The following is a 22,220-nucleotide window of genomic DNA, read 5'->3' on the forward strand; positions in this document are numbered from 1 at the left end:
CGATGAACGAATCTCAATTTATTGAAGCGTTACGAGCGGAAGGGTTTGAGCTGAACGAGACACAACTCGCTCAGTTCAAGCGTTACTTCGAAATGCTCGTCGAATGGAACGAGAAAATGAACTTAACGGCAATCACGGACCGAGAGGAAGTGTATTTGAAGCACTTCTATGATTCACTCAGCGCGGCGTTTCACTTTGACTTCACGAAAGTCGAAACGGTATGTGATGTCGGAGCAGGGGCAGGATTCCCGAGTCTTCCGCTTAAAATTTTATTCCCACACTTACACGTCACAATCATCGATTCGTTAAACAAACGCATCACCTTCTTGAACGAGTTGGCGCTTGCCCTCGGGCTCGAAGGTGTCGCGTTCCATCATGGCCGTGCCGAAGAGTTTGGAAAAAATAAAAAGTTCCGTGAGCAATTTGACGTCGTCACAGCACGTGCAGTGGCACGCATGACCGTCTTGGCGGAGTACTGTTTACCACTCGCGAAAGTGGGCGGGAACTTCGTTGCGCTGAAAGCAGCGAAGGTGTCTGACGAGATGGCAGATGCGAAAAACGCCTTAGCCGTTCTAGGTGGGAAAGAAAAAGCGACACACCAGTTCCTATTGCCAGGAGAGATGAGTGAGCGTAATATCGTAGTTGTAGATAAACTACGAAAAACGCCCGGGAAATATCCGCGTAAAGCGGGAACACCGGCGAAAGAGCCACTTATCTGATGATGTCGTTTCACGTGAAACAAAAGCAGATTCCAGTGGTGGAGTCTGCTTATTTTTTTACATAAAGGGGTGCCCGACGTTGAAGAATAGATTTGCGAAATTGTTCGGTGTGAATCGAAAAGACGAAGTTGCCGTGACGCATATTGCGGAAGTTCGAGCGGATGATACGGTGCAGGAACTCGCGTTGTCACGGTTGCGTCCAAACCGTTACCAACCGCGTAAAGTGTTCGAACCGGCAAAAATTGAAGAACTGGCAACGACGATTTCGGAACATGGACTGCTTCAACCAATCGTGGTTCGAAAGGCAGATGGGGACTGCTATGAAATCATTGCTGGCGAACGACGTTTCCGAGCAGTAAAATCACTTGGTTGGTCAGCGATTCCAGCAATCGTTCGCGATATGGACGATGATACAACAGCCGCGCTCGCCTTGATCGAAAACTTGCAACGTGAACAGTTAAGTCCAATCGAAGAGGCGGAAGCATACGATCGTTTACTCGCTCTGAACGGATTGACGCAAGATGCACTCGCGAAAAGTCTGGGGAAAAGTCAGTCGACGATTGCGAATAAATTGCGTTTGTTAAAATTGCCGGAAGATGTGAAGCAGTCGCTTCGCGATCGGCGGATCAATGAACGGCATGCCCGTGCGTTGTTACCGCTAAAGGAAGAAGGATTACAACTCCAAGTACTCGCAGAAGTGTTGGAACAGGACTTCAACGTCAAAGAGACGGAAGAACGCGTCGCCTTTTTAACAACACCAATTGAAGAAGAGAAGCGAAAGCCGAAAAAGCAACGTCGTCGAACGAAAAGTTTTGCGCGCGATACACGAATCGCCATCAACACGATTCGTGACTCAATCGATTTGATTGGGAAAACAGGGATTGATGTCCAAACTGAAGAAGTAGACGAAGAGGAATTTGTTGAAATTCGAATTCGCATCCCGAAAGCGCGGCCTCAAAAATGAGTCCGTGCTTTTTCATACGATGAAGGAGGTTTGTAGATGGAACGATTAGCCTTAAAATTCATTCGCCCAAACCCGAATCAGCCCCGGAAACAATTTGAGGTGGAAAAACTAGAAGAGTTGCGTCAATCCATCGAGCGATATGGTGTGTTGCAACCAATCGTCGTTCGAAAAGCGACGGGGTATTATGAAATCATTGCTGGGGAACGACGTTTTCAAGCAGCGAAGCTCGCGGGGAAAGAAGACATTCCTGCACTCGTCGTCACGGCGGACTCCGATCGTGTCATGGAGTTGGCATTGATTGAAAACATTCAGCGGGCGGACTTGAACGCCATTGAAGAGGCCGTTGCCTATGAACAGTTGATGCAGACGTTAGGTCTGACCCAACAACAGTTGGCCGATCGTGTCGGAAAGAGCCGGAGTCACGTGACAAACAGCCTACGCCTGCTCCGGTTGCCGAGTGCCGTCCAACATGCGGTCATGGTCGGAGATTTGACGATGGGCCATGCGCGTGCCATCACCGGCATGAAATCAGAACAAGCGATGGAACAGATTGCGAAACGAGTCATTGCCGAGCATTGGACGGTTCGTCGCCTCGAGCGATATTTACAAAAAGAGCGCACAGAAAAAAAGACGCTGAAGCAATCGAACGCCGATATCGAAGCGGTCGAAGCGGTGCTCGCAGAGCGTCTTCAAATGGATGTGTCGATTCGTCCACGCCGAAAAGGTGGTGTGTTAGAGCTCAAGTATTTTTCCCAAGATGATTTGGAACAATTGTTGACGTTACTTTCTCCTCAGGATTTTGATTCGTTCCGTGACTGACGAAGTCGAGTGATGGCGGTCTCTTCGTGATGAAGGCGCCCAATTCGTGCATCAAAATCAACAAATCCATCGGTGATGAAACGAGCGAGTTCGTACACGAGATGGAGTCGCGTATTCTGTAGAATCATCATTTCCATGAATCCGCTCACGTTCACGACGGCTTTAATGTTGTAAGCACCGACTGCCGGAAGTTCTTTTTGAACACCCGCACCCGGAGCAAGTGGTCCTTCAGAGAAGAAGACGTACCCGACGCTCGATAAACGTCCGAGGCAAGCATCAATGGCAATGATGAGTGGTTGATGGAAACGTGTTTGAATCTCATGAAGTGTTTCGACCAAATTGAGCGCGTGAACCGGTTTGGTTAGCGTGCCATATACATGTAGATTCCGAATGTGACGTTCTTCTAAAAATGTCCCGACGAGGGGACCGAGTGAGTCACCGGTCGAGCGGTCCGAACCGATGCAAACAAGGACGATGGGGCGATGTGTTTCATTGACCAACTGCTCATGAAGTTGGTCCGCAAGCAATCTGGATCCACTCCGCTCAGTGTGTTCAATGAAGAAAGAGTATGGTTTATGAGGTTTTAAGCGAAACGGCATGAATCTCATCCTCTCTTCTAAGCTGCCTATTCCTAGTTGCAGTGGGGGATTGATCTCGTATTAACCCTTTCCCAAAAGTGGAAAATTTCTAACTTCCGAATGCAGCGTTTGAGAAAAGTCGTGAAATATGTTTTGATGATTTAGAATCTACGACTTTTGAGGTGAAAAGATGGCTTCGCAAAATACAGAAAAAGATTTAAGCACGGTTGCGGATGAAACAATCGATAGTGTAAACCAATTCGTCGAGTACTTTAAAGATACCGATATGTGGATTGGTTTAGGGATCAAGCTCGCCGGTGTGGCGCTCATCATCCTTGGTTTATATATCGCGACACGCATTTTGACGACGATGGTCGAACGCGTGTTTACGCTCCGTAAAATAAAAGAGCATGATATCGTCGCCCAGCGACAGAATGAAACGTTATTAAAACTGGCACAAAACACAATCCGTTATGTGATCGGGTTGATTATGGTTTTGACGGTTCTTGGACAATTCGGTGTAAATATCGCCGGTTTAATCGCATCGGCCGGGGTAGCAGGTCTTGCCATCTCCTTCGGTGCACAAAGTTTAGTGAAGGACGTCATTACAGGTGCGTTCATCATCTTTGAAAATCAGTATAAAAATGGGGATTACGTCAGTTTGAATCAGCAAGTCGAAGGGGTCGTCATCGAAGTTGGAATTCGGACGACGAAACTTAAAGGACTGAACGGACAGATTTCAATCATTCCGAACGGACAAATCATGCAAGTGACAAACTACTCACTTGAAAACAGTGTAGCGGTCGTCGATGTCGGTGTCGCATATGAAGAGGATATGGAGCACGTCGAGACGGCAATCAAAGAGATTGCGAAAGAAGTCGAAGCGAAGTATCACGACCTCTTCATCGAACCGATTACCCTTGCTGGTGTACAGTCACTTGGAGCTTCAGAAGTCGTCTATCGTTTGATGGCAGAAGTCCCACCGACGCAACACTTTGCTGCCGGACGCATTCTGCACAAAGAATTGAAAGCAGGATTCGACCAACGTGGCATTGAAATTCCGTACCCACGGACGGTCATGTTGCCACCATCCCCGACTCCTAAAGGAGGAGAAGCAGAAAATGCACAGTAAATCATATGCGTTGAATGATATTGTGGAAATGAAAAAACCACATGCCTGCAAGACGAACCGCTGGCAAATCACACGTGTAGGGATGGATATTCGCATCAAGTGTCAAGGCTGCGGAGCAAGCGTGCTCATGCAACGCCGTGACTTTGATAAGCGATTTAAGAAAGTGCTTGAACAAGGGAACGCCGCCGAATAAGCGGCGTTTTTCTTTAGGTTATGAACGTGAGTTGCGGTTTAATCGTGGACTAACTATAATTGTGAAGGATGTGACGGTGTGGTGTACTAAATGTACCCACTCCACAGACGGCTTAACATTTCCCGGGAAACACCGGATGAGGAGGAAATACTAGTGGGATTAACAGCAGGAATTGTCGGATTGCCAAACGTCGGGAAATCGACATTGTTTAATGCGATTACACAAGCAGGAGTCGAAGCGGCCAACTATCCGTTCGCGACAATCGACCCGAACGTCGGCGTCGTAGAAGTACCAGACGCACGTCTAGATCGATTGACGGAACTCGTCAAACCGAAAAAGACAGTGCCAACAGCATTCGAGTTTACAGATATCGCCGGCATCGTAAAAGGTGCATCAAAAGGTGAAGGACTCGGAAACAAATTTTTGGCGAACATTCGCGAAGTGGATGCGATTTGCCAAGTCGTCCGTTGTTTTGAAGACGAGAACATCACGCACGTTGCGGGTCGCGTCTCACCGATTGATGACATCACGACGATTAACCTCGAATTGATTTTAGCTGACCTCGAGTTGGTTGAAAAACGTATCACGCGTGTTCAAAAAATGGTCAAATCAAAAGATAAAGGTGCTGCACAAGAACTTGAGGCACTTGAAATCGTACAAGCCGTCTTAGAAGAAGAGCGTCCTGCCCGTGTTGCAGAGCTCACGGAAGACCAATTGGCAATCGTGAAGCACTTCCAACTATTGACGATGAAGCCGATGTTGTACGTGGCAAACGTCAGTGAAGAAGAAGTAGCAGACGCGGATGCGAACGAACACGTCCAAGCGGTACGTGACCATGCGGCAACAGAAGGAGCGCAAGTGATCGTCATCTGTGCACGCATCGAAGAAGAAATCGCTGAGCTTGAACCGGAAGAACGTCTCGAATTCTTACAAGACCTCGGTATCGAAGAGTCAGGACTTGATCAATTGATTCGTGCAGCGTATTCGACACTCGGTCTCGCGACATATTTCACAGCGGGTGAGAAAGAAGTACGCGCATGGACGTTCAAACAAGGGATGAAAGCACCACAATGTGCCGGTGTCATCCACTCTGATTTCGAACGTGGGTTCATCCGTGCTGAAGTCGTGTCTTATGAGGACCTTTCGGCAGCAGGCAACATGACGACCGTGAAAGAACAAGGAAAACTTCGTTCAGAAGGAAAAGAATACGTCTTCCAAGATGGCGATGTTGTCACATTCCGCTTCAACGTATAAGTTGATTTACGGAAACGTGTTGTAAAAGTCAGGGAAGTTTGATAGTATATTATGACGTGAGTAAAACAATTGTTTGCTCCTTGCTCCTACAACCGGTAGGGGCCGTTAGTCCAAGAGGAGGTGAAAGATAATGCGTAAATACGAACTTCTTTACATTATCCGTCCATCAGTTGATGAGGAAGCGAAGAAAGCTTTAATCGAGCGCTTCAACAACGTCATCACTGAAAACGGTGGTACTGTTGAAAAAACAACAGACATGGGTAAACGTCGTTTCGCTTATGAAATCAACAAGATGCGCGAAGGACACTACGTTCTTCTTAACATCGTTGCTGAACCTAAAGCGATCTTAGAAACAGAGCGTCTCATGAAGATCTCTGACGACGTTGTCCGTCAAATGACAACAAAAGACGAGCGTTAATCCTTAACGTTTCGTATCGTGAAAGGGGAGCTTGGAGATGATTAACCGAGTTGTGTTAGTTGGTCGATTGACTCGCGATCCCGAAATGCGTTATACGCAGAGCGGAATCGCCGTAACACGCCTTACTCTCGCTTGCGATCGTCCATTCGCTGGACAAGATGGGAAGCGCGAGACGGACTTTATTGATTGTGTCGTTTGGCGCAAACAAGCAGAGAACGTAGCACAATACTTGAAAAAGGGCAGCATGGCCGGCGTTGACGGTCGCCTTCAAATCAGTAGTTACGAAGGACAAGATGGCCAACGTCGTTACCGGGCAGAAGTAGTTGCCGATAGCGTACGCTTCCTCGAACCACGCGGAGCCTCAGGGCAACGTGAGCAAGCACCGTCTGGAGATGTCTTCGGTGGTGGTGAATCAAGTGGATCAGGATGGGGCGCAGGAGCCGCTTCGACTTCATCTCAGTCCTCAAACCAGTCTTCAAATAAAGGTTTTGACGCAGATCCGTTCTCGGGTGGCGGCAAAATCGACTTGTCAGATGATGATTTGCCATTCTAATCATCACGGACAATAAAAACTAACTTATAAAGGAGGTCTTCACATGGCACGTCGTCCAGGAGGTCGTCGTCGTCGTAAAGTATGTTTCTTTACGTCGAACAACATCACTCATATCGATTATAAAGACGTAGAATTGCTCAAACGCTTCGTTTCGGAGCGTGGTAAAATTCTTCCACGTCGTGTGACTGGTACTTCAGCGAAATACCAACGTCCACTTACTGTCGCTATCAAGCGTTCACGTCAAATGGCTTTGCTTCCATACGTTGCAGAGTAAGGTTTGACGAACGGCTTATCCTTTTGGATAAGTCGTTTTTTTGTATTTCATCTTGTTTGTAAGTGTGTAAGTGAAACCGACGGATATGGTATGATAGAGCAGAAACCTTTACGATTCCATGGGTGAACATTACTCATTTTAGGAGGCATACATGCACAGTGGTGAAGCAATAACATCCGTGAAGAACCAATACGCGCGACACATGGTTCCCTATGTAATTGGATTCCTTGTTTCGTTAGGATTGGCGTTCTATAGCATCGTGGCGGCAATCACCCTGTTTATGGGCACGCTGATTTTTTTCATCTATCAGCAAGTAACGTTGCGACGGGAGCGTAAAAATTGGGAACAGTATGTCCTCTCACTCTCTCATCAAATCGAAGAGGTCGGAAAAGAAGCGTTGACGACGATGCCGATCGGAATTTTAGTCTTTGACCAAGATCGACGCATCAGTTGGTATAACGAACAATCGCGATTGATTTTTGAACTTGAGATGGCGATTGGTGTACCACTTGACGCCCTTCATTCCGCATTCGATGAACTGATTGAAGAGGAAGAGGATGAGGCTACGATTGAAGTGGGCGACCGCGTCTATCGTGTCTTTTATAATCAAGCACATCAAACATTATATTTATTTGACATGACTGAAGAAGCAGAGATGGAGCAAAAATATGCTCAAACGCAGACAGTCATCGGTATTTTGTATCTGGATAACTACGATGAGATGTCGACTGCAGTGGATGAACAAGTCCGAAGCGAGGTCAATCGTCGTGTGACGGTGCTTCTCAACCAATGGGCACAGCGACATCACATCTATATGCGTCGTACAGCGGCGGACCGCTTCTTCCTCGTCATGAATGAGCGGACGTTGTCGGAACTTGAAAACAATCGCTTCTCGATTTTAGATGAAGTACGTGACGCGACGAAGGAACAGAGAATTCCATTGACGCTATCCATCGGTATCGGATGCGGGGAGACGACGTTGACGGAGTTAGGCAATCTATCGCAGTCGAGCCTCGATTTAGGTCTCGGCCGTGGTGGTGACCAGGCCGTCGTCAAACGCCATAACGGAAAAGTTCGCTTCTTTGGAGGGAAGACAAACCCGACAGAGAAACGGACGCGTGTCCGAGCGCGTGTCATCTCGAACTCGATGCGCGATCTGATTCGGGAATCGAGCCGTGTCCTTGTCATGGGACATAAAAATCCAGATATGGATTCGCTCGGGGCTTCCATCGGGATTATGAAATTGGCCGAGTTTGTGGGACGTGAAGCATACGTCGTCGTCCCGTCCGGTGAGACAAGTGTTGGTATTCAGCGACTCGTTCAGGAAGTGGAGAACGATGACTCGCTATACAGTCAATTTTTGACCGAGTACGAGGCGCAACCGCTCATCGACGAACAGACACTTCTCGTCGTTGTCGATACACACCGCCCGTCACTCGTCATTTCGAAAGATATTTTGTACCGGTCAGAACGCGTCGTCGTGATTGACCATCACCGTCGCGGCGAAGAGTTCATTGAAGACCCGGTCCTCGTGTATATGGAACCGTATGCTTCGTCGACGAGTGAACTCGTGACGGAGTTAATCGAATATCAAGCAGGGAGCCGTAAACTTTCGATTTTAGAGGCGACGTCACTCTTGGCTGGAATCATGGTCGATACGAAAGGCTTCACACTCCGTACGGGCTCTCGTACGTTTGATGCGGCATCGTTCTTACGAATTCAAGGTGCTGATACGGTTCTCGTACAACACTTTATGCGTCAGGACCTCGATGCTTATATCGAGCAGTCGCAGATTTTAAGAAACACCGAAATTTATGCAGGTGGTATGGCGATTGCCGTCGCTTCTGACGACGAGGCACATCACCAAGTGCTGATTGCGCAGTCCGCGGACCAGTTGCTGAATATGGAAGGCGTCAAAGCGTCGTTCGTCATCGCGATCTTACCGGACGGACGCACGGGAATCAGCGCAAGGTCGCTCGGTGATGTCAATGTCCAGGTCATCATGGAAATGCTCGATGGTGGTGGTCATTTGACGAATGCGGCCACACAACTTGAAGTGAGTCGTGAACAAGCGAATGCCATGCTGAAAGAGGCAATCGATCATTACGTAACAGATGAAACTGAAGGAGAGGAATCAGAATGAAAGTCATTTTGAAAGTAGATGTAAAAGGTCAAGGGAAAGCTGGAGAAGTGAAGAACGTGGCAGACGCTTACGCGAAAAACGTCTTGTTCAAGAAAAACTTGGCGGTTGAAGCGACACCTGGAAACCTAAAAGCGTTCGCGGCGAAAGAACGTCGTGCCGAAGAGGCTGCAGAAGAAGAGTTGAAAGAAGCACAACAACTAAAAGCGAAACTTGAAAAAGAGACGATCGCCGTCACGACAAAAGCCGGTGAAGGTGGTCGCGTGTTCGGTTCGGTCACAAGCAAACAAATCGCGGATGCCCTTAAAACAATGGGTTACAAAATCGATAAGCGCAAAATTGAACTCGAGCACCCAATCAAGGCGCTCGGTTTCACGAAAGTGCCTGTGAAGTTGCACCATGACGTCGTCGCGACGTTGAACGTACATGTACAAGAAGCTTGAAGGTGAGGTAGAGACGGATGAGTGATGCGATTCAAGTCAATACACCACCGCATAGTGTGGAAGCGGAGCAAGCCGTCTTAGGGGCAATCATCCTCGATTCGGATCGATTGATTACGGCCTCGGAACGGGTCGACCCGGACGACTTTTATCGTGTCAGCCACCAGCGCATCTTTGAAGCGATGTTAAAAATCAATGACCGAGGTGAACTGGTCGACTTGGTCACGCTTAGCTCTGAATTGCAGGCGCAAGGGATTTTAGACGAGATTGGCGGCCTCAACTATTTGGCAGAGGTCGCGGAATCCGTCCCGGCCATCGGCAACATCGGTTATTACTTGAACGTCGTCGATCAAAAGGCGGCACTTCGCCGATTGATTCGAACGGCAACAAACATTGTCTCGGATGGGTATGAGCGTCAAGACGAGGTCGATTCCGTTTTGTCTGATGCCGAACGAAACATTTTAAAAGTATCGCAACGAAAAGGGCAATCGAGTTTCCACCCGATCGGTTCCGTCCTATCCGATGCATACTCAACGATTGAAAAACTGCATCAATCGAGCGGTGAAATCACCGGGATTGCGACCGGATTCACGGATTTGGATAAGATGACGGCCGGTTTCCAACGAAACGATTTAATTATCGTGGCCGCCCGTCCATCTGTCGGGAAGACCGCATTCGCCTTGAACATCTCGCAAAACGTTGCGGTCCGTACAGGCGAGAACGTCGCCATCTTCAGTTTGGAGATGGGGGCCGAGCAACTCGTCATGCGTATGTTGTGTGCGGAAGGAAACATCGATGCCCAGCGCCTACGGACGGGTCGCCTAGAAGCAGAGGACTGGGGTCGTCTTTCCCTCGCGATGTCGTCGCTCTCGCAAGCGGGCATCTATATCGACGATACGCCGGGTCTTCGGGTCAATGAGATTCGGGCGAAGTGTCGTCGCTTGAAACAGGAATATGGTCTCGGAATGATCATGATTGACTACTTGCAGCTCATCGTCGGGAACGGAAAACCAGGCGAGAACCGGCAACAGGAAGTATCAGAGATCTCACGTACCCTCAAAGCGATTGCGCGGGAACTACAAGTACCTGTCATCGCCTTGTCGCAGCTCTCTCGTGGAGTCGAGAGTCGTCAAGACAAGCGACCGATGATGTCGGATATCCGTGAATCGGGAGCCATTGAGCAAGATGCCGATATCGTCGCCTTCCTCTATCGTGATGACTATTACGATAAAGAGAGTGAGGACGCCAACACGATTGAAATTATCATTGCGAAACAACGTAACGGTCCGACCGGTACGGTCAAGCTCTCCTTCCGGAAAGAGTATAACAAGTTCGTCAACATGGAGACGCAAGCCTTCGCACCACCGATGTAACGTCGGTGGTGTCTTTTTTTATATAGGTATAGGTAAAATAACGAACGAATAGTTACATCTTATATAAAACGTTCGGTATTCGATTGACTTTCTTGCTTTTCAAGTGTACACTTACGGATGGTTTGAACAGAACGTTGATTAATAAGGAGGATTCATTATGTCATCAGTAGTCGTAGTGGGAACGCAGTGGGGCGATGAAGGGAAAGGGAAAATCACCGATTTCTTATCGAAACAAGCCGAAGTCGTCGCGCGTTATCAAGGGGGAGACAACGCTGGTCACACGATCGTCTTCAATGATACGAAATATAAACTTCACCTCATTCCGTCTGGGATCTTCTACTCGGATAAAACGTGTGTCATCGGGAACGGGATGGTCGTCAACCCGAAATCACTCGTGACAGAACTCGCTTACTTACACGAACGCGGTGTGAGCACGGATAACCTTCGGATTTCGAACCGTGCCCATATCATCTTGCCGTATCACCAGCTTCAAGACCGTCTTGAGGAAGAGGCGAAAGGTGACGCGAAAGTCGGGACAACTCTGAAAGGAATCGGTCCAGCCTATATGGACAAAGCGGCACGCATCGGGATTCGCATCGCCGACCTTCTCGACAAAGAAGTCTTCGCAGAGAAGTTAAAGACCGTGCTCGAACTAAAAAACCGCATGTTCGTGAAAATGTACGAGGTCGACCCAGTCGAATTTGATGACATTTTCGAAGAGTACTACGCGTATGGCCAACAGTTTGCGAAATACGTGTGCGATACATCGGTCGTTTTGAACGATTCACTCGATGAAGAGAAGAAGGTTCTCTTTGAGGGGGCACAAGGTGTCCTTCTCGATATCGACCACGGAACGTACCCGTTCGTCACATCATCGAACGCAGCGTCAGGTGGCGTATCAAGTGGTGCCGGAATCGGTCCATCGAAGATTCATCACGTGGTCGGTGTCTGTAAGGCATATACATCACGCGTCGGTGACGGTCCATTCCCGACACAACTCGATGACGAGATCGGTCATACAATCCGTGAAGTCGGGAAAGAATACGGAACGACAACTGGTCGTCCACGTCGTGTCGGCTGGTTCGACTCCGTCGTCGTTCGTCACTCACGTCGTGTCAGCGGGATCACAGACCTTTGCCTCAACTCAATCGATGTATTGACGGGTCTTGAGACGCTCAAGATTTGTACATCATATGAGTATGAAGGAAAGCATCTCGACGAATATCCGCCGAACTTCCGCGTCCTTGAGAAGTGTGTACCGGTATATGAAGAACTTCCTGGTTGGACAGAAGACATTACGGGCGTCCGTAACTTCGACGACCTTCCAGAAAACGCACAGCGTTACGTGCGTCGCATCGAGGAATTGACAGGAATCGAATTGTTGACGTTCTCGGTCGGACCGGCTCGTGAACAGACGGTTATCTTGCGTGATATTTACGAAGCATAAGAAAGGGAGCCATCGGGCTCCCTTTTTCATTTCCGTGGAAATGGACCACGCTTTCTAAGCTGTATAAAAAGAGTTACAATGTAGGCATGTACGTTTAATGATAAGAGGAGGACTCACTGAATGGATCGTACGATTTTAGTGGTAGATGACGAACAACCAATCGCAGATATATTGAAGTTTAAACTTGAAAAAGAAGGATACCAGGTGCATGTCGCCTACGACGGCGAAGACGCGCTCGTGAAAGTAGAAGAGATTCAACCCGATCTCATCTTGCTCGACATCATGCTTCCGCTCAAGGATGGCATGGAAGTATGTCGCGAGGTACGAAAGAAGTATGATATGCCGATCATTATGTTGACGGCGAAAGATTCCGAGATCGACAAGGTGCTCGGACTAGAACTTGGGGCGGACGACTACGTCACGAAACCGTTCAGCTCACGCGAGTTGTTGGCGCGTGTCAAAGCGAACATGCGACGTCATGCGACGGCACCGGCACAAGAGTCGAAGGGGGCGAACGCGAACGATATCGTGATCGGCGACTTGACGATTCATCCGGACTCGTACATGGTGACGAAACGGGATGAAAAAATCGAATTGACGCATCGCGAGTTCGAATTGATTCATTACCTCGCGCAAAACATCGGACAAGTGATGACACGTGAACACTTGCTTCAGACGGTGTGGGGCTATGATTACTTCGGTGATGTACGTACCGTGGATGTTACCGTACGTCGTCTTCGTGAAAAAGTAGAGGATAACCCATCGACACCGACGTACATCATCACACGTCGCGGCGTCGGGTATTATTTGAAGGCAGGAGAAGAAGATTAAACGATGAAACGGACGAACTTCTTTAAATCAATCCAGTGGAAGCTCGTCGTCATCTATGCGCTGCTCATTCTCGTTGCGATGCAAGTCATCGGCGTGTACTTTGTGCGTTCTTTGGAACGGCAATACATCAACAACTTCTCGCAGTCACTCGTCGACCGGGCGAACCTACTGAGCTATAACGTCAGTGAGGGGATCGCAGCGAACGGGAGTGACTCGACTACGGATCAGCAGTTGAACCAGTTAATGGATCAGCTGCTGTCTGATTTTACAGAGAGCACGACGCTAGCTGACGACATTCGAGAAGTCCAAATCATCGACACGAATAGTGTCGTACGGGCGACCTCGAACCAAAACAATCAAAGTCTCGTCGGACAACGGACGGCGAGCACGTTCATTCAGAAGTCATTCGCGACAGGTGGGGCACAAGAAACGCTTGTCTATGAAGACTCAAATGACCGGATGCGTGTCGTCGCCGTTCCGATTAAATCGGAAGTCGATGGAACGACGACCGGGATGATCTATATCGAGGCGTCGATGAAGTCTATTTACAATCAGATGGAGCAAGTGACACGTATCCTCGCAACGGGAACGTTGATTGCGCTCATCATCACCTCGTTCCTCGGAATTCTCTTGTCACGCACGATTACGCGACCGATTGCCGATATGCGGAGACAGGCCGTCGAGATGCGGAAAGGGAATTTCTCGCGGAAGGTTAAAGTGTATTCGGATGACGAGGTCGGTCAACTCGCTTATGCGTTCAACGAATTAACGGACGAGTTGATGGAAGCGAACGCGACGACGGAGGCGGAGCGCCGTCGTTTGACGAGTGTCCTGGAGAACATGTCGGACGGTGTGGTCGCAACCGATCGTTCGTTACGCGTCATTTTGATGAATGACCAGGCGCGCGACATGATCGGGGTCGCTGAAGAAGAGGCGATGGGGATGAACTTACAAAGTCTCCTCGCATTCGAAGAGGAAATCGTCATTCCGGAAGACGGGACGATGCCGACGAAGCTGATTGACCTCAGTACGGATGAAGAGTTGTTCCTCGTCCGTGCCTACTTCTCGCCGATTCAAAAACATAGTGGGCCGATCACAGGTCTCATCGTCGTCTTACACGACGTCACGGAGCAAGAACAGGTCGAACAAGACCGCCGTGAGTTTGTTGCGAACGTCAGTCACGAGTTGCGGACACCACTCACGACGATGCGAAGCTATTTGGAGGTTCTCGCCGAAGGGGCGTACCAGGACGATGAGCTGGCACCACGCTTCTTAGAGACGACACAAAACGAGACGGAGCGGATGATTCGCCTCGTCAACGACTTGTTGCAACTCTCGAAGATGGACAGTAAAGAATATAAGATGCAGAAAGTGAAGTTCGACTTTGTACAGTTCTTTAACGATATCATCGATCGTCACGAGATGACGAAAGGGGACGCCATCCAATTCCGTCGTAAACTGATGAAGCGTCGCGTCTACGTGCATGCCGATCAAGATAAGATGACCCAGGTCATCGACAACATCATCACGAACGCCATCAAGTTCTCCCCAGAAGGCGGAACGATTACGTTCCGGACGATGCTTCGGGCGAAACGCCTCGTCATCGGTATCAAGGATGAAGGGGTCGGGATTCCGAAGTCGAACTTGAAGAAAATTTTCGAACGCTTCTATCGTGTCGATAAGGCACGGGCACGTAATATTGGTGGAACCGGACTTGGTCTATCGATTGCGAAGGAAGTCGTATCCGCTCATGGTGGCGACATCTGGGCGGAGAGTGAATTTGGTCGCGGTACGACGATTTACTTCACGATTCCGTTCGATACGATTGTGGAGGTGAATGATTGATGAAACGGTTTACGATTGCAAAGCCGGAACTGTGGAAGTCGTTCATTTTGCTCACGTTAATCGTCACGTCGATTGTTCAAACCATCATCTTGTGGGATTATCATCCTACCTATCAGGCCGTCCAATCGGAGACGCAATTGACGACGGTGGACGAGTCACTACAGCGTCGGGCAAATCAAGTCATCATCCCGACTCAAGCGGTTGTGCATGACAACAATGCTGTCTTTGCATCGAAAAATACACCGAAGCAACTGATGCGTGTCATTCGTGACTCGTTCGAAGCGAGCGAGTTCAAACCACTCGCCGCAAAAAACATTCCGAGCTTCTATTCGAATATCAACGAAGGGCTCGAACTGATTTTACCGGAGGCTTACTATGCGGACACGCTTAGCTATATGCTTCCCGGGACGTACAGCCTGTCCGGGAAAATCCCACAGCGAATTCTGATTTATATGGATGAGAATGCGTTTAATATCCGTGCCATCATGAGCGACCAATCGATTTGGGAAGGGAAATTGACGAAAGTCGGAAACGGCGATGTGAACAGTCTTTTCCTAAAAAATTCGAGTCGGACGATGAAACGGGTGACATATACCGATGAACGTGTGAATTACATCCCAGTCGTCGGACCTGAGATGAATGAATTGTTCGCATACGACGTATCGTCGATTCAAATCGATGCGCGTCTCGATTGGATGCGCGACACGTTCTTCCCGGGCGACCCGAACGTCCAAGAAGTCGACCCGGCGAGCTCGGTCGGTGCATTGACGAACGGTGTCAGCGTGGCAGAATATGATGCGAAACTGAACGCCAGTCGCTATCGGAACTTGTCACGTAACAGCACCGAGCGCGATACGGCACTTGGATTAGATTCGATTGTGGAATTTGTAAACTTCCACGGGGGATGGGTCGATGATGCATCTGAGAATCAAGGATTGTCTCTTCGATTCGATGCCATCACGCCAGCCAATAAAGGGTTTGAAACGACCGTATTCCGTTTTCACGTGAAAGGATACCCCGTCTTTAGTCAGCGTGAAGCGTTTATCAACAATGATGCGATCGACTTATCCACACTTCGTGTGGAAAACGATGGCGCGCAAGTCCGTTCCATTACGCGTCACCACTTGGAAATCGATCGGTTGATCACGGTCGGCACGACACAGTTGGCCGATGCGGATGAAGTGCTCGGTACGCTCATCAATTCCGGACGTTTTGAGAACGTGACCGAGATTCGAATCGGTTATGAAATCGAATATAACGAGGACACGAGCCGCTATGTGACGTTCTCGCCGAACTGGTTCGTGCGTGAGGCAGGACGTTGGGTGCCATTCAATCAAAAAGACGGTTGGACAGAAAGGATGATGTATCGTGGACTGGAGTAAAGCGAAAACGATTTTAATCTTCGCCTTCCTCGCCTTGAACATCTATCTGTTATTCCAATTGTTGACGGAAACATGGGCGACCGAGGTCGTGACGAATGATAACACCTCCATTACGCAGATTTTAGACCAAAGGAATGTCGATCCGGCAAAATTGCCACGGATGGGTCGGGATATCGGATATTTGACGGGATCGTCTGAAGAAATGTCGGCTGCGATGATCACCAAAAATCGGGATGCGCAACTGGCGACGACGCTCGACAACATGCAGCTCGAAGTCGAGTTGAAACAGCCGGTCCCGCTCGATGCGAAAGATTTACGGACGACCGCTTCAACATTTGTAGCAGAATACGTTCCATTCGGGAATGAGTATGCGTATTGGCGATACGATGAAGCGACGAGACAAATCGCGTTCGTCCAAACGTTCGAGGACAACAAAATCTTCTCGACTCCAGAGGTCGAAGGGGACACGGAAATGTATATCGGCCCGTCCCTCATCCTCATTCAGTTGAACGATGCGTTTGAAGTGACGGATTATAAACAGCGTCATTTAAAAAATCTCTCGTCGAAAACACAAGACGACCTCGTGCTGACGGCCAGTGAAGCCATCTCTCAACTTGCGTCCCGGAAGTATTTCCAACCGAACCAAGAGATGCGGGCCATTAACACCGGGTTTTATAGCTTACCACTCGACAGCTCAGGCAGTTTGATTATCATGCCACCACTTTGGTCCATCGCGATTGATGACCACGTGTATTTTGTCAACGCCATCGACGGAACCGTCGAACGTGTCGAGTTTGAAACGAAAGAATGAAAGGAGTGATGGTGTGAGTTTACAGTATAGTGTGTTAGCGAGCGGATCGACCGGAAACGCCCTCTATATCGAGACGGAACGGACGAAGCTGCTCGTCGATGCCGGATTGACCGGAAAAGCGATGCAACAGCGCATCGAAGCCATCGGTCGGTCGTTTGATGGGATCGACGCACTGCTCGTCACCCATGAGCACTCCGACCACATCAAAGGTGTCGGGATACTAGCACGAAAGTATAATTTACCGATTTATGCGAATGCGAAGACATGGGCAGCGATGGAATCACTGATTGGAAAAATCGACCCTGCTTTGAAGTTTCAAATCGAAGTGGGCGACGTGAAACAGTTCGGTGATATTGAACTCGAGACGTTCAACGTGAGCCATGATGCGGCAGACCCGATGTTTTATCAGTTTGCCCATGACGGGAAGCGTTTGGCCCATATCACCGATACGGGTTATGTCTCGGACCGGATGAAAGGGGTCATCCGTGGAGCGGACGACTTCATCTTTGAATCGAACCATGACGTTTCGATGCTACAGATGGGACGTTATCCATGGAGTGTCAAACGACGGATTCTTGGCGATTATGGCCACGTCTCGAACGAAGATGCGGCCATCGCGATGAGTGAGGTCATCGGAGACCGCACGAAACGAATCTATTTGGCCCATTTGAGTAAGGACAATAACATGAAAGAGCTCGCACAGATGAGCGTCTCGCAAACACTCGGCATGCGAGACGTTGATTTAGGTCGAATCAAATTGTGCGACACGGACCCGACAATCCCCACTTCACTCGTTTCTTTATAAGGAAACTTGGGAAAAGACAGATATCACACTGTCTTGAAGGGGGGACGCGTCGTGAACGAAGAGAGACACCATGAGTATGAACCTCAAGACGTCGAACCTGAAGTACACGAATCAACAGAAGAAAAATCGACGTACCCGTCTCGGAGCGAATGGCGACCGAAGCAAGAGGAGCACGTACGCCATAAGCCGAGACCTAATATAAAACCGTTGTTACTCGGAGGGGTTGGCGGATTCTTAGGAGCGGCTTTGTTTTTTGTCATCGTGATGCTCTGGGATTCGCCGACCTCTCGTTTTGTGACGAATGAACTGACACGGACCGAACAGGCCGTCACCGTCACCGAATCGGACGTCACAACGGCTGTACTCGGTGCGAAGACGTCCGTCGTCAGCATCACCAATATCCAGCGAGCGTTCACCTCGGACTCGCAATGGGAGGCGGGTGCGGGCTCTGGCGTCATCTATAAAGTAGAAGGAAACACGGCCTATATCGTCACGAACTTCCATGTCATCGAAGAAGCAGACGAGGTCAACATTGCCTTCTCCGATGGCCAAATCGCCTCGGCAACCATTTTAGGCGAAGACCCGCTAAATGACTTGGCGGTCGCCGAAGTGGAGTTACCGAAAAATATCGAAGCGAAGCCGATCGTACTTGGCGACTCTACCGTCCTTCAAGCCGGGGAGACCGTTATGGCCATCGGAAATCCGCTCGGTGTCTTCTCAAACTCGGTCACCCGTGGTATCGTCAGTGGTGTCGAGCGGACGGTGCCGGTCGATACGAACAGTGACGGCTTGATGGATTATAACGCGGAAGTCATTCAGACGGATGCGGCCATCAACCCGGGAAATTCAGGCGGTGCCCTCATCAACATTCGGGGAGAACTCGTCGGAATCAACTCGATGAAAATCGCCGAGGCGAGCGTAGAAGGGGTTGGATTCTCCATTCCCGTCAACGTGGCGCTACCGGTCATTGACATGTTAGAACGCGACGGCAAGGTGACACGGGCCCAGCTCGGGGTCACGATTCAAGAAGTCATCGCCGTACCCGGTAACGTCCGGGAAGAATACGGCATCTCCTTCGACCAGGAAGACGGTGTCTTCGTCGAAGAAGTGACACCAGGTAGTCCGGCCGAAGAAGCAGGACTACGTGTTGGCGATATCATCACACAGATCGGAGATCGAGAAATCAAACGTTACGTCGATTTACGCGATGCACTCTATCGTGATGCGACGGTCGGTGATACGATTACCATTGAGTATTTACGTCGCGGGGAAGCGAGAGAAACCGAGGCAACATTAACTGAAGCAACATAAAGAAGCGGCGACGCTTCTTTTTTAAGGAGGAAAAACTGTGGAAAAAAAAGTATGCAAGGAACATGTTGAAATCGCTTTAGACATCATTGTGGATGAAACAGGTGAATACCCGTTGCTAGAGGAATTATCCACAAGTGAACACGTGACATGTGAGTTCTGTGAAGCCGATGCAACATATATTGTGTCAAGCAAAAACTAATTATCAACATGTGGATTTGTGGATAACTCTGTGGATAACCCTATGGATAACTCCAAAAAAACTGTGGAAAAAGGAAGAATTGGATGAATATTTCAATTATCACGGTCGGCAAACTGAAAGAAAAATATTTAAAACAAGGAATTGCCGAGTATACAAAACGGCTGTCTGCCTACGCAAAAGTGCAGGAAATCGAGGTCTCAGACGAAAAAGCACCCGAGCATTTGAGTGAGGCAGATATGTTACTAGTAAAACAAAAGGAAGGCGAGCGGATTTTGGCGAAGATATCCCCAGATACGCACGTCATCGCGTTGGCGATTCAAGGAAAGCAGCGGACGAGCGAAGAGTTCGCCCGTGAACTCGATCAACTCGCGACGTATGGAAAGAGTAAAATCGCCTTCGTCATCGGAGGATCGCTCGGTCTGTCGGACGATGTGATGAAACGAGCGGATGATACGATTTCGTTCTCGAAGATGACGTTCCCCCACCAACTCATGAAACTCGTATTGTGTGAGCAGATTTATCGGGCGTATCGAATCAATCGGAATGAGCCGTATCATAAATAGTGGTAAAACAAAGGGTAGAAATTATTATCAATAAAGAGTGGATAGAAAAGATCTAAAAAGAAGACAGGTTCTCCTGTCTTTTCAGACCGTAGACAAAACGCCCGTTTCATTTCGTCTGAAACGGGCGTTTTGTCGTATTTTGGACCATGAGGCGCTCTGACCGCGCCATCTTTTTCAGGTTGATGGCAGCAAAAGTAAGCATCGCCTGCATCGAAACTTTTTCTAAGTCCCCCGTATCAGTTCCAATGCATTCCATGCTTCTCTTTTGCGTCCGCGAAGACACGTTCGATTGTCTCTTTTCGTCTTCTGTAGATTTCGCGTGCCGGTTCTGTGTGCCGGAGGTCCTCAACCTCGTCCAGGTAGTGTTGTCAGAGGTGACGCTCGATGACCCATTGACGCTTCGCCTCCCGTGTCGTCGTCCGATAGTCGAGAGTCTTATTGTTCGGCCAGAGATAGACGTTGAAGTATTCATCGTACACGAAATCATTCTTCCGAAGGGTGTTCTTTTGGACGCGTATACGGAAGGGCGGGCAGATCCCACGGTCAATCAACCGTTTGGCGCTTGGGGCAGTCTTATAGGCGGAGTCGGCGACGGCGAACGGCGTACCGAGATGATCAGTGAACTTGTCGATAAGCTTCGGGAACGGGACACTGTCATGAACGTTACCCGGGGTCACGACGGCCCCCAGGATGAACCCGTTCTTGTCACTCGCGGCGTGTACCGAGTAGGCGAACTGCTTCTCCCTCTCTCCTTTGACGTAATACCCACTCTCTGGGTCGGTCGTGCTCACCTTGATTTCCTTGACCTCGTTCGCTTCAGACTTTTTTGGCTCCAAGGACTGCTTTCTGTTTTCCTCCCCGGTCGCGCTCGATCTCGGCATCGAGTTGATTCCGATAAGAATGCGCCTCTTTTTGGACGATTTCCTTCTTCAGCTTGCGCTTATCTAAAACTGCTACAATGAAATATAAAGTTCTTAGAAGAGGATTTTGGTTTTCAGGTTTTGGATATGTTGGTTCAATAATAGCAGGGCTATTTTGGGTATTTGGAGGATAATCCAAGAGACATTCTTTTTACCTAATTAAATTTATTGATAAAATAATATTTAGTGAATAATTTGTCAAAATGTATAAATATTTCATAGGAGTGATAGAGTATGGACGTAGTTAAGCATAAAAATTCAGAGGCAATTTACTCTTCTTATCAAGTTCAAAATATGTCCGAAGAAGAGCAACTTGAAATAAAGGGTTTATTAATTTGTAGAGAATGCGGAAAAAATGCTTGGTTTAGGAAAAAATCAGTTGATGGTAAAGAGCCATGTTTTTCTGCAAAACACGATGATGAATGCAAATTAAAGAAGTCTAATAACTCTACCAAAAGTAAAGAGAATAGAATGTCTCAAAACAAAAGAGAGGCAGATACAAATGTTATTGGTATAAAGTTTAAAGATTATTTTAGTAATATTTTGCTTTTAGAAGATGGTGAAAATACGACAGAGGGCTCTGGTAAGACAGGTAATAATAAAAATATCTATGATAAAGATCCGACCCAATCTGTACAGAAGAACTGGACGCTTAAAAGAATATTAGACTATGCTTTAGATAATACTCTTGAAAAGCAAGGAGTTATGATAACAATAAACAAAAAAAAATTACCACTTGAAAATATCGTCCATTCTTGGGCATCATTAAATATAAATCAAGGTGGCATTCAAGGGTTATTTTGGGGTTACCTTCATAGTTCCGATAACTCAATCTGGATAAACTCTGATAAAAAATATCCCTATAACAATTTCAGTATTAAATTAAGTGAAAATATTAAAAAGAGATTTTGGTCATTTATGGGCAAGATTGAGGGTGAGTGGGAGAACGGAGTGCCTGCTATAGTTTTTGGTCAAATTAAGAAGGTTACTTCTGGTAAATATTATATTGAGGTAGATGATCTTTCTAAATTGTACATTAATCAAAGAATCTATAAATCAAATAGTAAATAGCCTTTAATTTTTTTGGTTCAATTCCTACTATTGTTGAGTTTATTCTACTGATTACAAAATGATTTAAACTGAAAACATAAAAACAGATACTTACTATATGATACTGACTCACAGCAGGGAAATCTGCTGTTTTTTATTGTGCTTTTGAGATAAGTATTAAGCCAATGAAAAAAATGGA

At 48.1% G+C, this 22,220-nt stretch carries 27 protein-coding genes; 22 read left to right on the forward strand and 5 right to left on the reverse strand.

The annotated features are described in order from the left end of the window. The first annotated feature begins 2 nt into the window (after positions 1-2). From rsmG to KNO66_RS10465, 3 genes are all read left to right on the forward strand, one after another. Complete coding sequence (gene rsmG / locus KNO66_RS10455) at positions 3-719, forward strand: 16S rRNA (guanine(527)-N(7))-methyltransferase RsmG (RefSeq protein WP_214742430.1); 717 nt, start codon at positions 3-5, stop codon at positions 717-719. Positions 720-798: 79 nt separating this feature from the next. Next, positions 799-1,683, forward strand: a complete 885-nt coding sequence (gene noc, locus KNO66_RS10460; RefSeq protein ID WP_214742431.1) for a nucleoid occlusion protein — start codon at positions 799-801, stop codon at positions 1,681-1,683. 36 nt (positions 1,684-1,719) lie between these two features. Beyond that, the gene (locus KNO66_RS10465) at positions 1,720-2,502 is read left to right on the forward strand and encodes a ParB/RepB/Spo0J family partition protein (protein ID WP_214742432.1); all 783 of its coding nucleotides are present in this window, start codon (positions 1,720-1,722) and stop codon (positions 2,500-2,502) included. Here KNO66_RS10465 and yyaC read toward each other — a convergent pair. Further along, positions 2,475-3,101, reverse strand: a complete 627-nt coding sequence (yyaC, locus tag KNO66_RS10470) for a spore protease YyaC (RefSeq protein WP_214742433.1) — start codon at positions 3,099-3,101, stop codon at positions 2,475-2,477. The genes KNO66_RS10465 and yyaC overlap by 28 nt on opposite strands. Positions 3,102-3,270: 169 nt before the next feature. Between yyaC and KNO66_RS10475 the strand changes: the two genes are divergently transcribed. The 18 genes from KNO66_RS10475 (at position 3,271) to rlmH (ending at position 20,051) form a co-directional block, all read left to right on the forward strand. After that, entirely contained in the window at positions 3,271-4,212 is a 942-nt protein-coding gene (locus tag KNO66_RS10475; RefSeq protein WP_214742434.1) for a mechanosensitive ion channel family protein, read from the forward strand. Continuing rightward, positions 4,202-4,405: a DUF951 domain-containing protein gene (locus KNO66_RS10480; RefSeq protein WP_214742435.1), complete on the forward strand. Its 204-nt coding sequence runs from the start codon at positions 4,202-4,204 to the stop codon at positions 4,403-4,405. Before KNO66_RS10475 ends, KNO66_RS10480 begins: the two co-directional genes overlap by 11 nt. 153 nt (positions 4,406-4,558) lie before the next feature. Further along, positions 4,559-5,659 carry a redox-regulated ATPase YchF gene (gene ychF, locus KNO66_RS10485; protein ID WP_214742436.1) on the forward strand — a complete coding sequence of 367 codons (1,101 nt, stop codon included), beginning with the start codon at positions 4,559-4,561 and terminating at the stop codon, positions 5,657-5,659. Positions 5,660-5,789: 130 nt separating this feature from the next. Then, a complete protein-coding gene (gene rpsF / locus KNO66_RS10490; RefSeq protein ID WP_015880230.1) occupies positions 5,790-6,077 on the forward strand; it encodes a 30S ribosomal protein S6 in 288 nt (95 codons plus the stop codon). A 37-nt stretch (positions 6,078-6,114) separates the two neighbouring features. Beyond that, positions 6,115-6,630, forward strand: a complete 516-nt coding sequence (gene ssb, locus KNO66_RS10495; RefSeq protein WP_214742437.1) for a single-stranded DNA-binding protein — start codon at positions 6,115-6,117, stop codon at positions 6,628-6,630. A 43-nt stretch (positions 6,631-6,673) separates the two neighbouring features. Beyond that, positions 6,674-6,904 carry a 30S ribosomal protein S18 gene (rpsR, locus tag KNO66_RS10500; RefSeq protein ID WP_015880232.1) on the forward strand — a complete coding sequence of 77 codons (231 nt, stop codon included), beginning with the start codon at positions 6,674-6,676 and terminating at the stop codon, positions 6,902-6,904. Between the two features lie 151 nt (positions 6,905-7,055). Further along, positions 7,056-9,047 (forward strand): DHH family phosphoesterase, encoded by a 1,992-nt coding sequence (locus tag KNO66_RS10505; protein WP_214742438.1) that lies wholly within the window; start codon positions 7,056-7,058, stop codon positions 9,045-9,047. Then, positions 9,044-9,487: a 50S ribosomal protein L9 gene (gene rplI / locus KNO66_RS10510; RefSeq protein WP_214742439.1), complete on the forward strand. Its 444-nt coding sequence runs from the start codon at positions 9,044-9,046 to the stop codon at positions 9,485-9,487. The genes KNO66_RS10505 and rplI overlap by 4 nt, the downstream gene beginning before the upstream one ends. Before the next feature lie 17 nt (positions 9,488-9,504). Beyond that, a complete protein-coding gene (dnaB, locus tag KNO66_RS10515; RefSeq protein WP_026824725.1) occupies positions 9,505-10,857 on the forward strand; it encodes a replicative DNA helicase in 1,353 nt (450 codons plus the stop codon). Positions 10,858-11,014: 157 nt separating this feature from the next. Further along, a complete protein-coding gene (locus tag KNO66_RS10520; RefSeq protein WP_214742440.1) occupies positions 11,015-12,304 on the forward strand; it encodes an adenylosuccinate synthase in 1,290 nt (429 codons plus the stop codon). A gap of 120 nt (positions 12,305-12,424) precedes the next feature. Further along, positions 12,425-13,135, forward strand: coding sequence for a response regulator YycF (gene yycF / locus KNO66_RS10525; RefSeq protein WP_214742441.1), 711 nt, complete (start codon positions 12,425-12,427; stop codon positions 13,133-13,135). Between the two features lie 3 nt (positions 13,136-13,138). Next, positions 13,139-14,980 (forward strand): cell wall metabolism sensor histidine kinase WalK, encoded by a 1,842-nt coding sequence (gene walK / locus KNO66_RS10530; protein WP_214742442.1) that lies wholly within the window; start codon positions 13,139-13,141, stop codon positions 14,978-14,980. Next, positions 14,980-16,362 carry a two-component system activity regulator YycH gene (gene yycH, locus KNO66_RS10535; protein ID WP_214742443.1) on the forward strand — a complete coding sequence of 461 codons (1,383 nt, stop codon included), beginning with the start codon at positions 14,980-14,982 and terminating at the stop codon, positions 16,360-16,362. Before walK ends, yycH begins: the two co-directional genes overlap by 1 nt. After that, positions 16,349-17,173, forward strand: a complete 825-nt coding sequence (locus KNO66_RS10540; RefSeq protein WP_214742444.1) for a two-component system regulatory protein YycI — start codon at positions 16,349-16,351, stop codon at positions 17,171-17,173. Before yycH ends, KNO66_RS10540 begins: the two co-directional genes overlap by 14 nt. Before the next feature lie 13 nt (positions 17,174-17,186). Next, the gene (locus KNO66_RS10545) at positions 17,187-17,978 is read left to right on the forward strand and encodes an MBL fold metallo-hydrolase (RefSeq protein WP_214742445.1); all 792 of its coding nucleotides are present in this window, start codon (positions 17,187-17,189) and stop codon (positions 17,976-17,978) included. Positions 17,979-18,029: 51 nt separating this feature from the next. Beyond that, entirely contained in the window at positions 18,030-19,289 is a 1,260-nt protein-coding gene (locus KNO66_RS10550; RefSeq protein WP_214742446.1) for a S1C family serine protease, read from the forward strand. A gap of 37 nt (positions 19,290-19,326) precedes the next feature. Beyond that, entirely contained in the window at positions 19,327-19,488 is a 162-nt protein-coding gene (locus KNO66_RS10555) for a CxxH/CxxC protein (RefSeq protein ID WP_015880243.1), read from the forward strand. An 83-nt stretch (positions 19,489-19,571) separates the two neighbouring features. Beyond that, positions 19,572-20,051 carry a 23S rRNA (pseudouridine(1915)-N(3))-methyltransferase RlmH gene (gene rlmH / locus KNO66_RS10560; protein WP_074034007.1) on the forward strand — a complete coding sequence of 160 codons (480 nt, stop codon included), beginning with the start codon at positions 19,572-19,574 and terminating at the stop codon, positions 20,049-20,051. A gap of 106 nt (positions 20,052-20,157) precedes the next feature. Here rlmH and KNO66_RS10565 read toward each other — a convergent pair whose 3' ends face one another. The 4 genes from KNO66_RS10565 to KNO66_RS10580 are packed head-to-tail and all read right to left on the reverse strand — an operon-like array spanning position 20,158 to position 21,110. Next, entirely contained in the window at positions 20,158-20,307 is a 150-nt protein-coding gene (locus KNO66_RS10565; protein WP_214742447.1) for a hypothetical protein, read from the reverse strand. Next, positions 20,288-20,410, reverse strand: a complete 123-nt coding sequence (locus KNO66_RS15015; protein WP_214742694.1) for a transposase — start codon at positions 20,408-20,410, stop codon at positions 20,288-20,290. The genes KNO66_RS10565 and KNO66_RS15015 overlap by 20 nt, the downstream gene beginning before the upstream one ends. A 9-nt stretch (positions 20,411-20,419) precedes the next feature. Further along, a complete protein-coding gene (locus KNO66_RS10575) occupies positions 20,420-20,887 on the reverse strand; it encodes a transposase (protein ID WP_214742448.1) in 468 nt (155 codons plus the stop codon). Next, positions 20,868-21,110 (reverse strand): hypothetical protein, encoded by a 243-nt coding sequence (locus KNO66_RS10580; protein WP_214742449.1) that lies wholly within the window; start codon positions 21,108-21,110, stop codon positions 20,868-20,870. The genes KNO66_RS10575 and KNO66_RS10580 overlap by 20 nt, the downstream gene beginning before the upstream one ends. Before the next feature lie 95 nt (positions 21,111-21,205). Here KNO66_RS10580 and KNO66_RS10585 point away from each other — a divergent pair, with 95 nt between their 5' ends. Further along, positions 21,206-22,042 (forward strand): hypothetical protein, encoded by an 837-nt coding sequence (locus tag KNO66_RS10585; RefSeq protein ID WP_214742450.1) that lies wholly within the window; start codon positions 21,206-21,208, stop codon positions 22,040-22,042. Positions 22,043-22,220: the final 178 nt, after the last annotated feature.

The sequence above is a fragment of the Exiguobacterium sp. s48 genome, assembly GCF_018617395.1.
Lineage (GTDB): Bacteria > Bacillota > Bacilli > Exiguobacteriales > Exiguobacteriaceae > Exiguobacterium.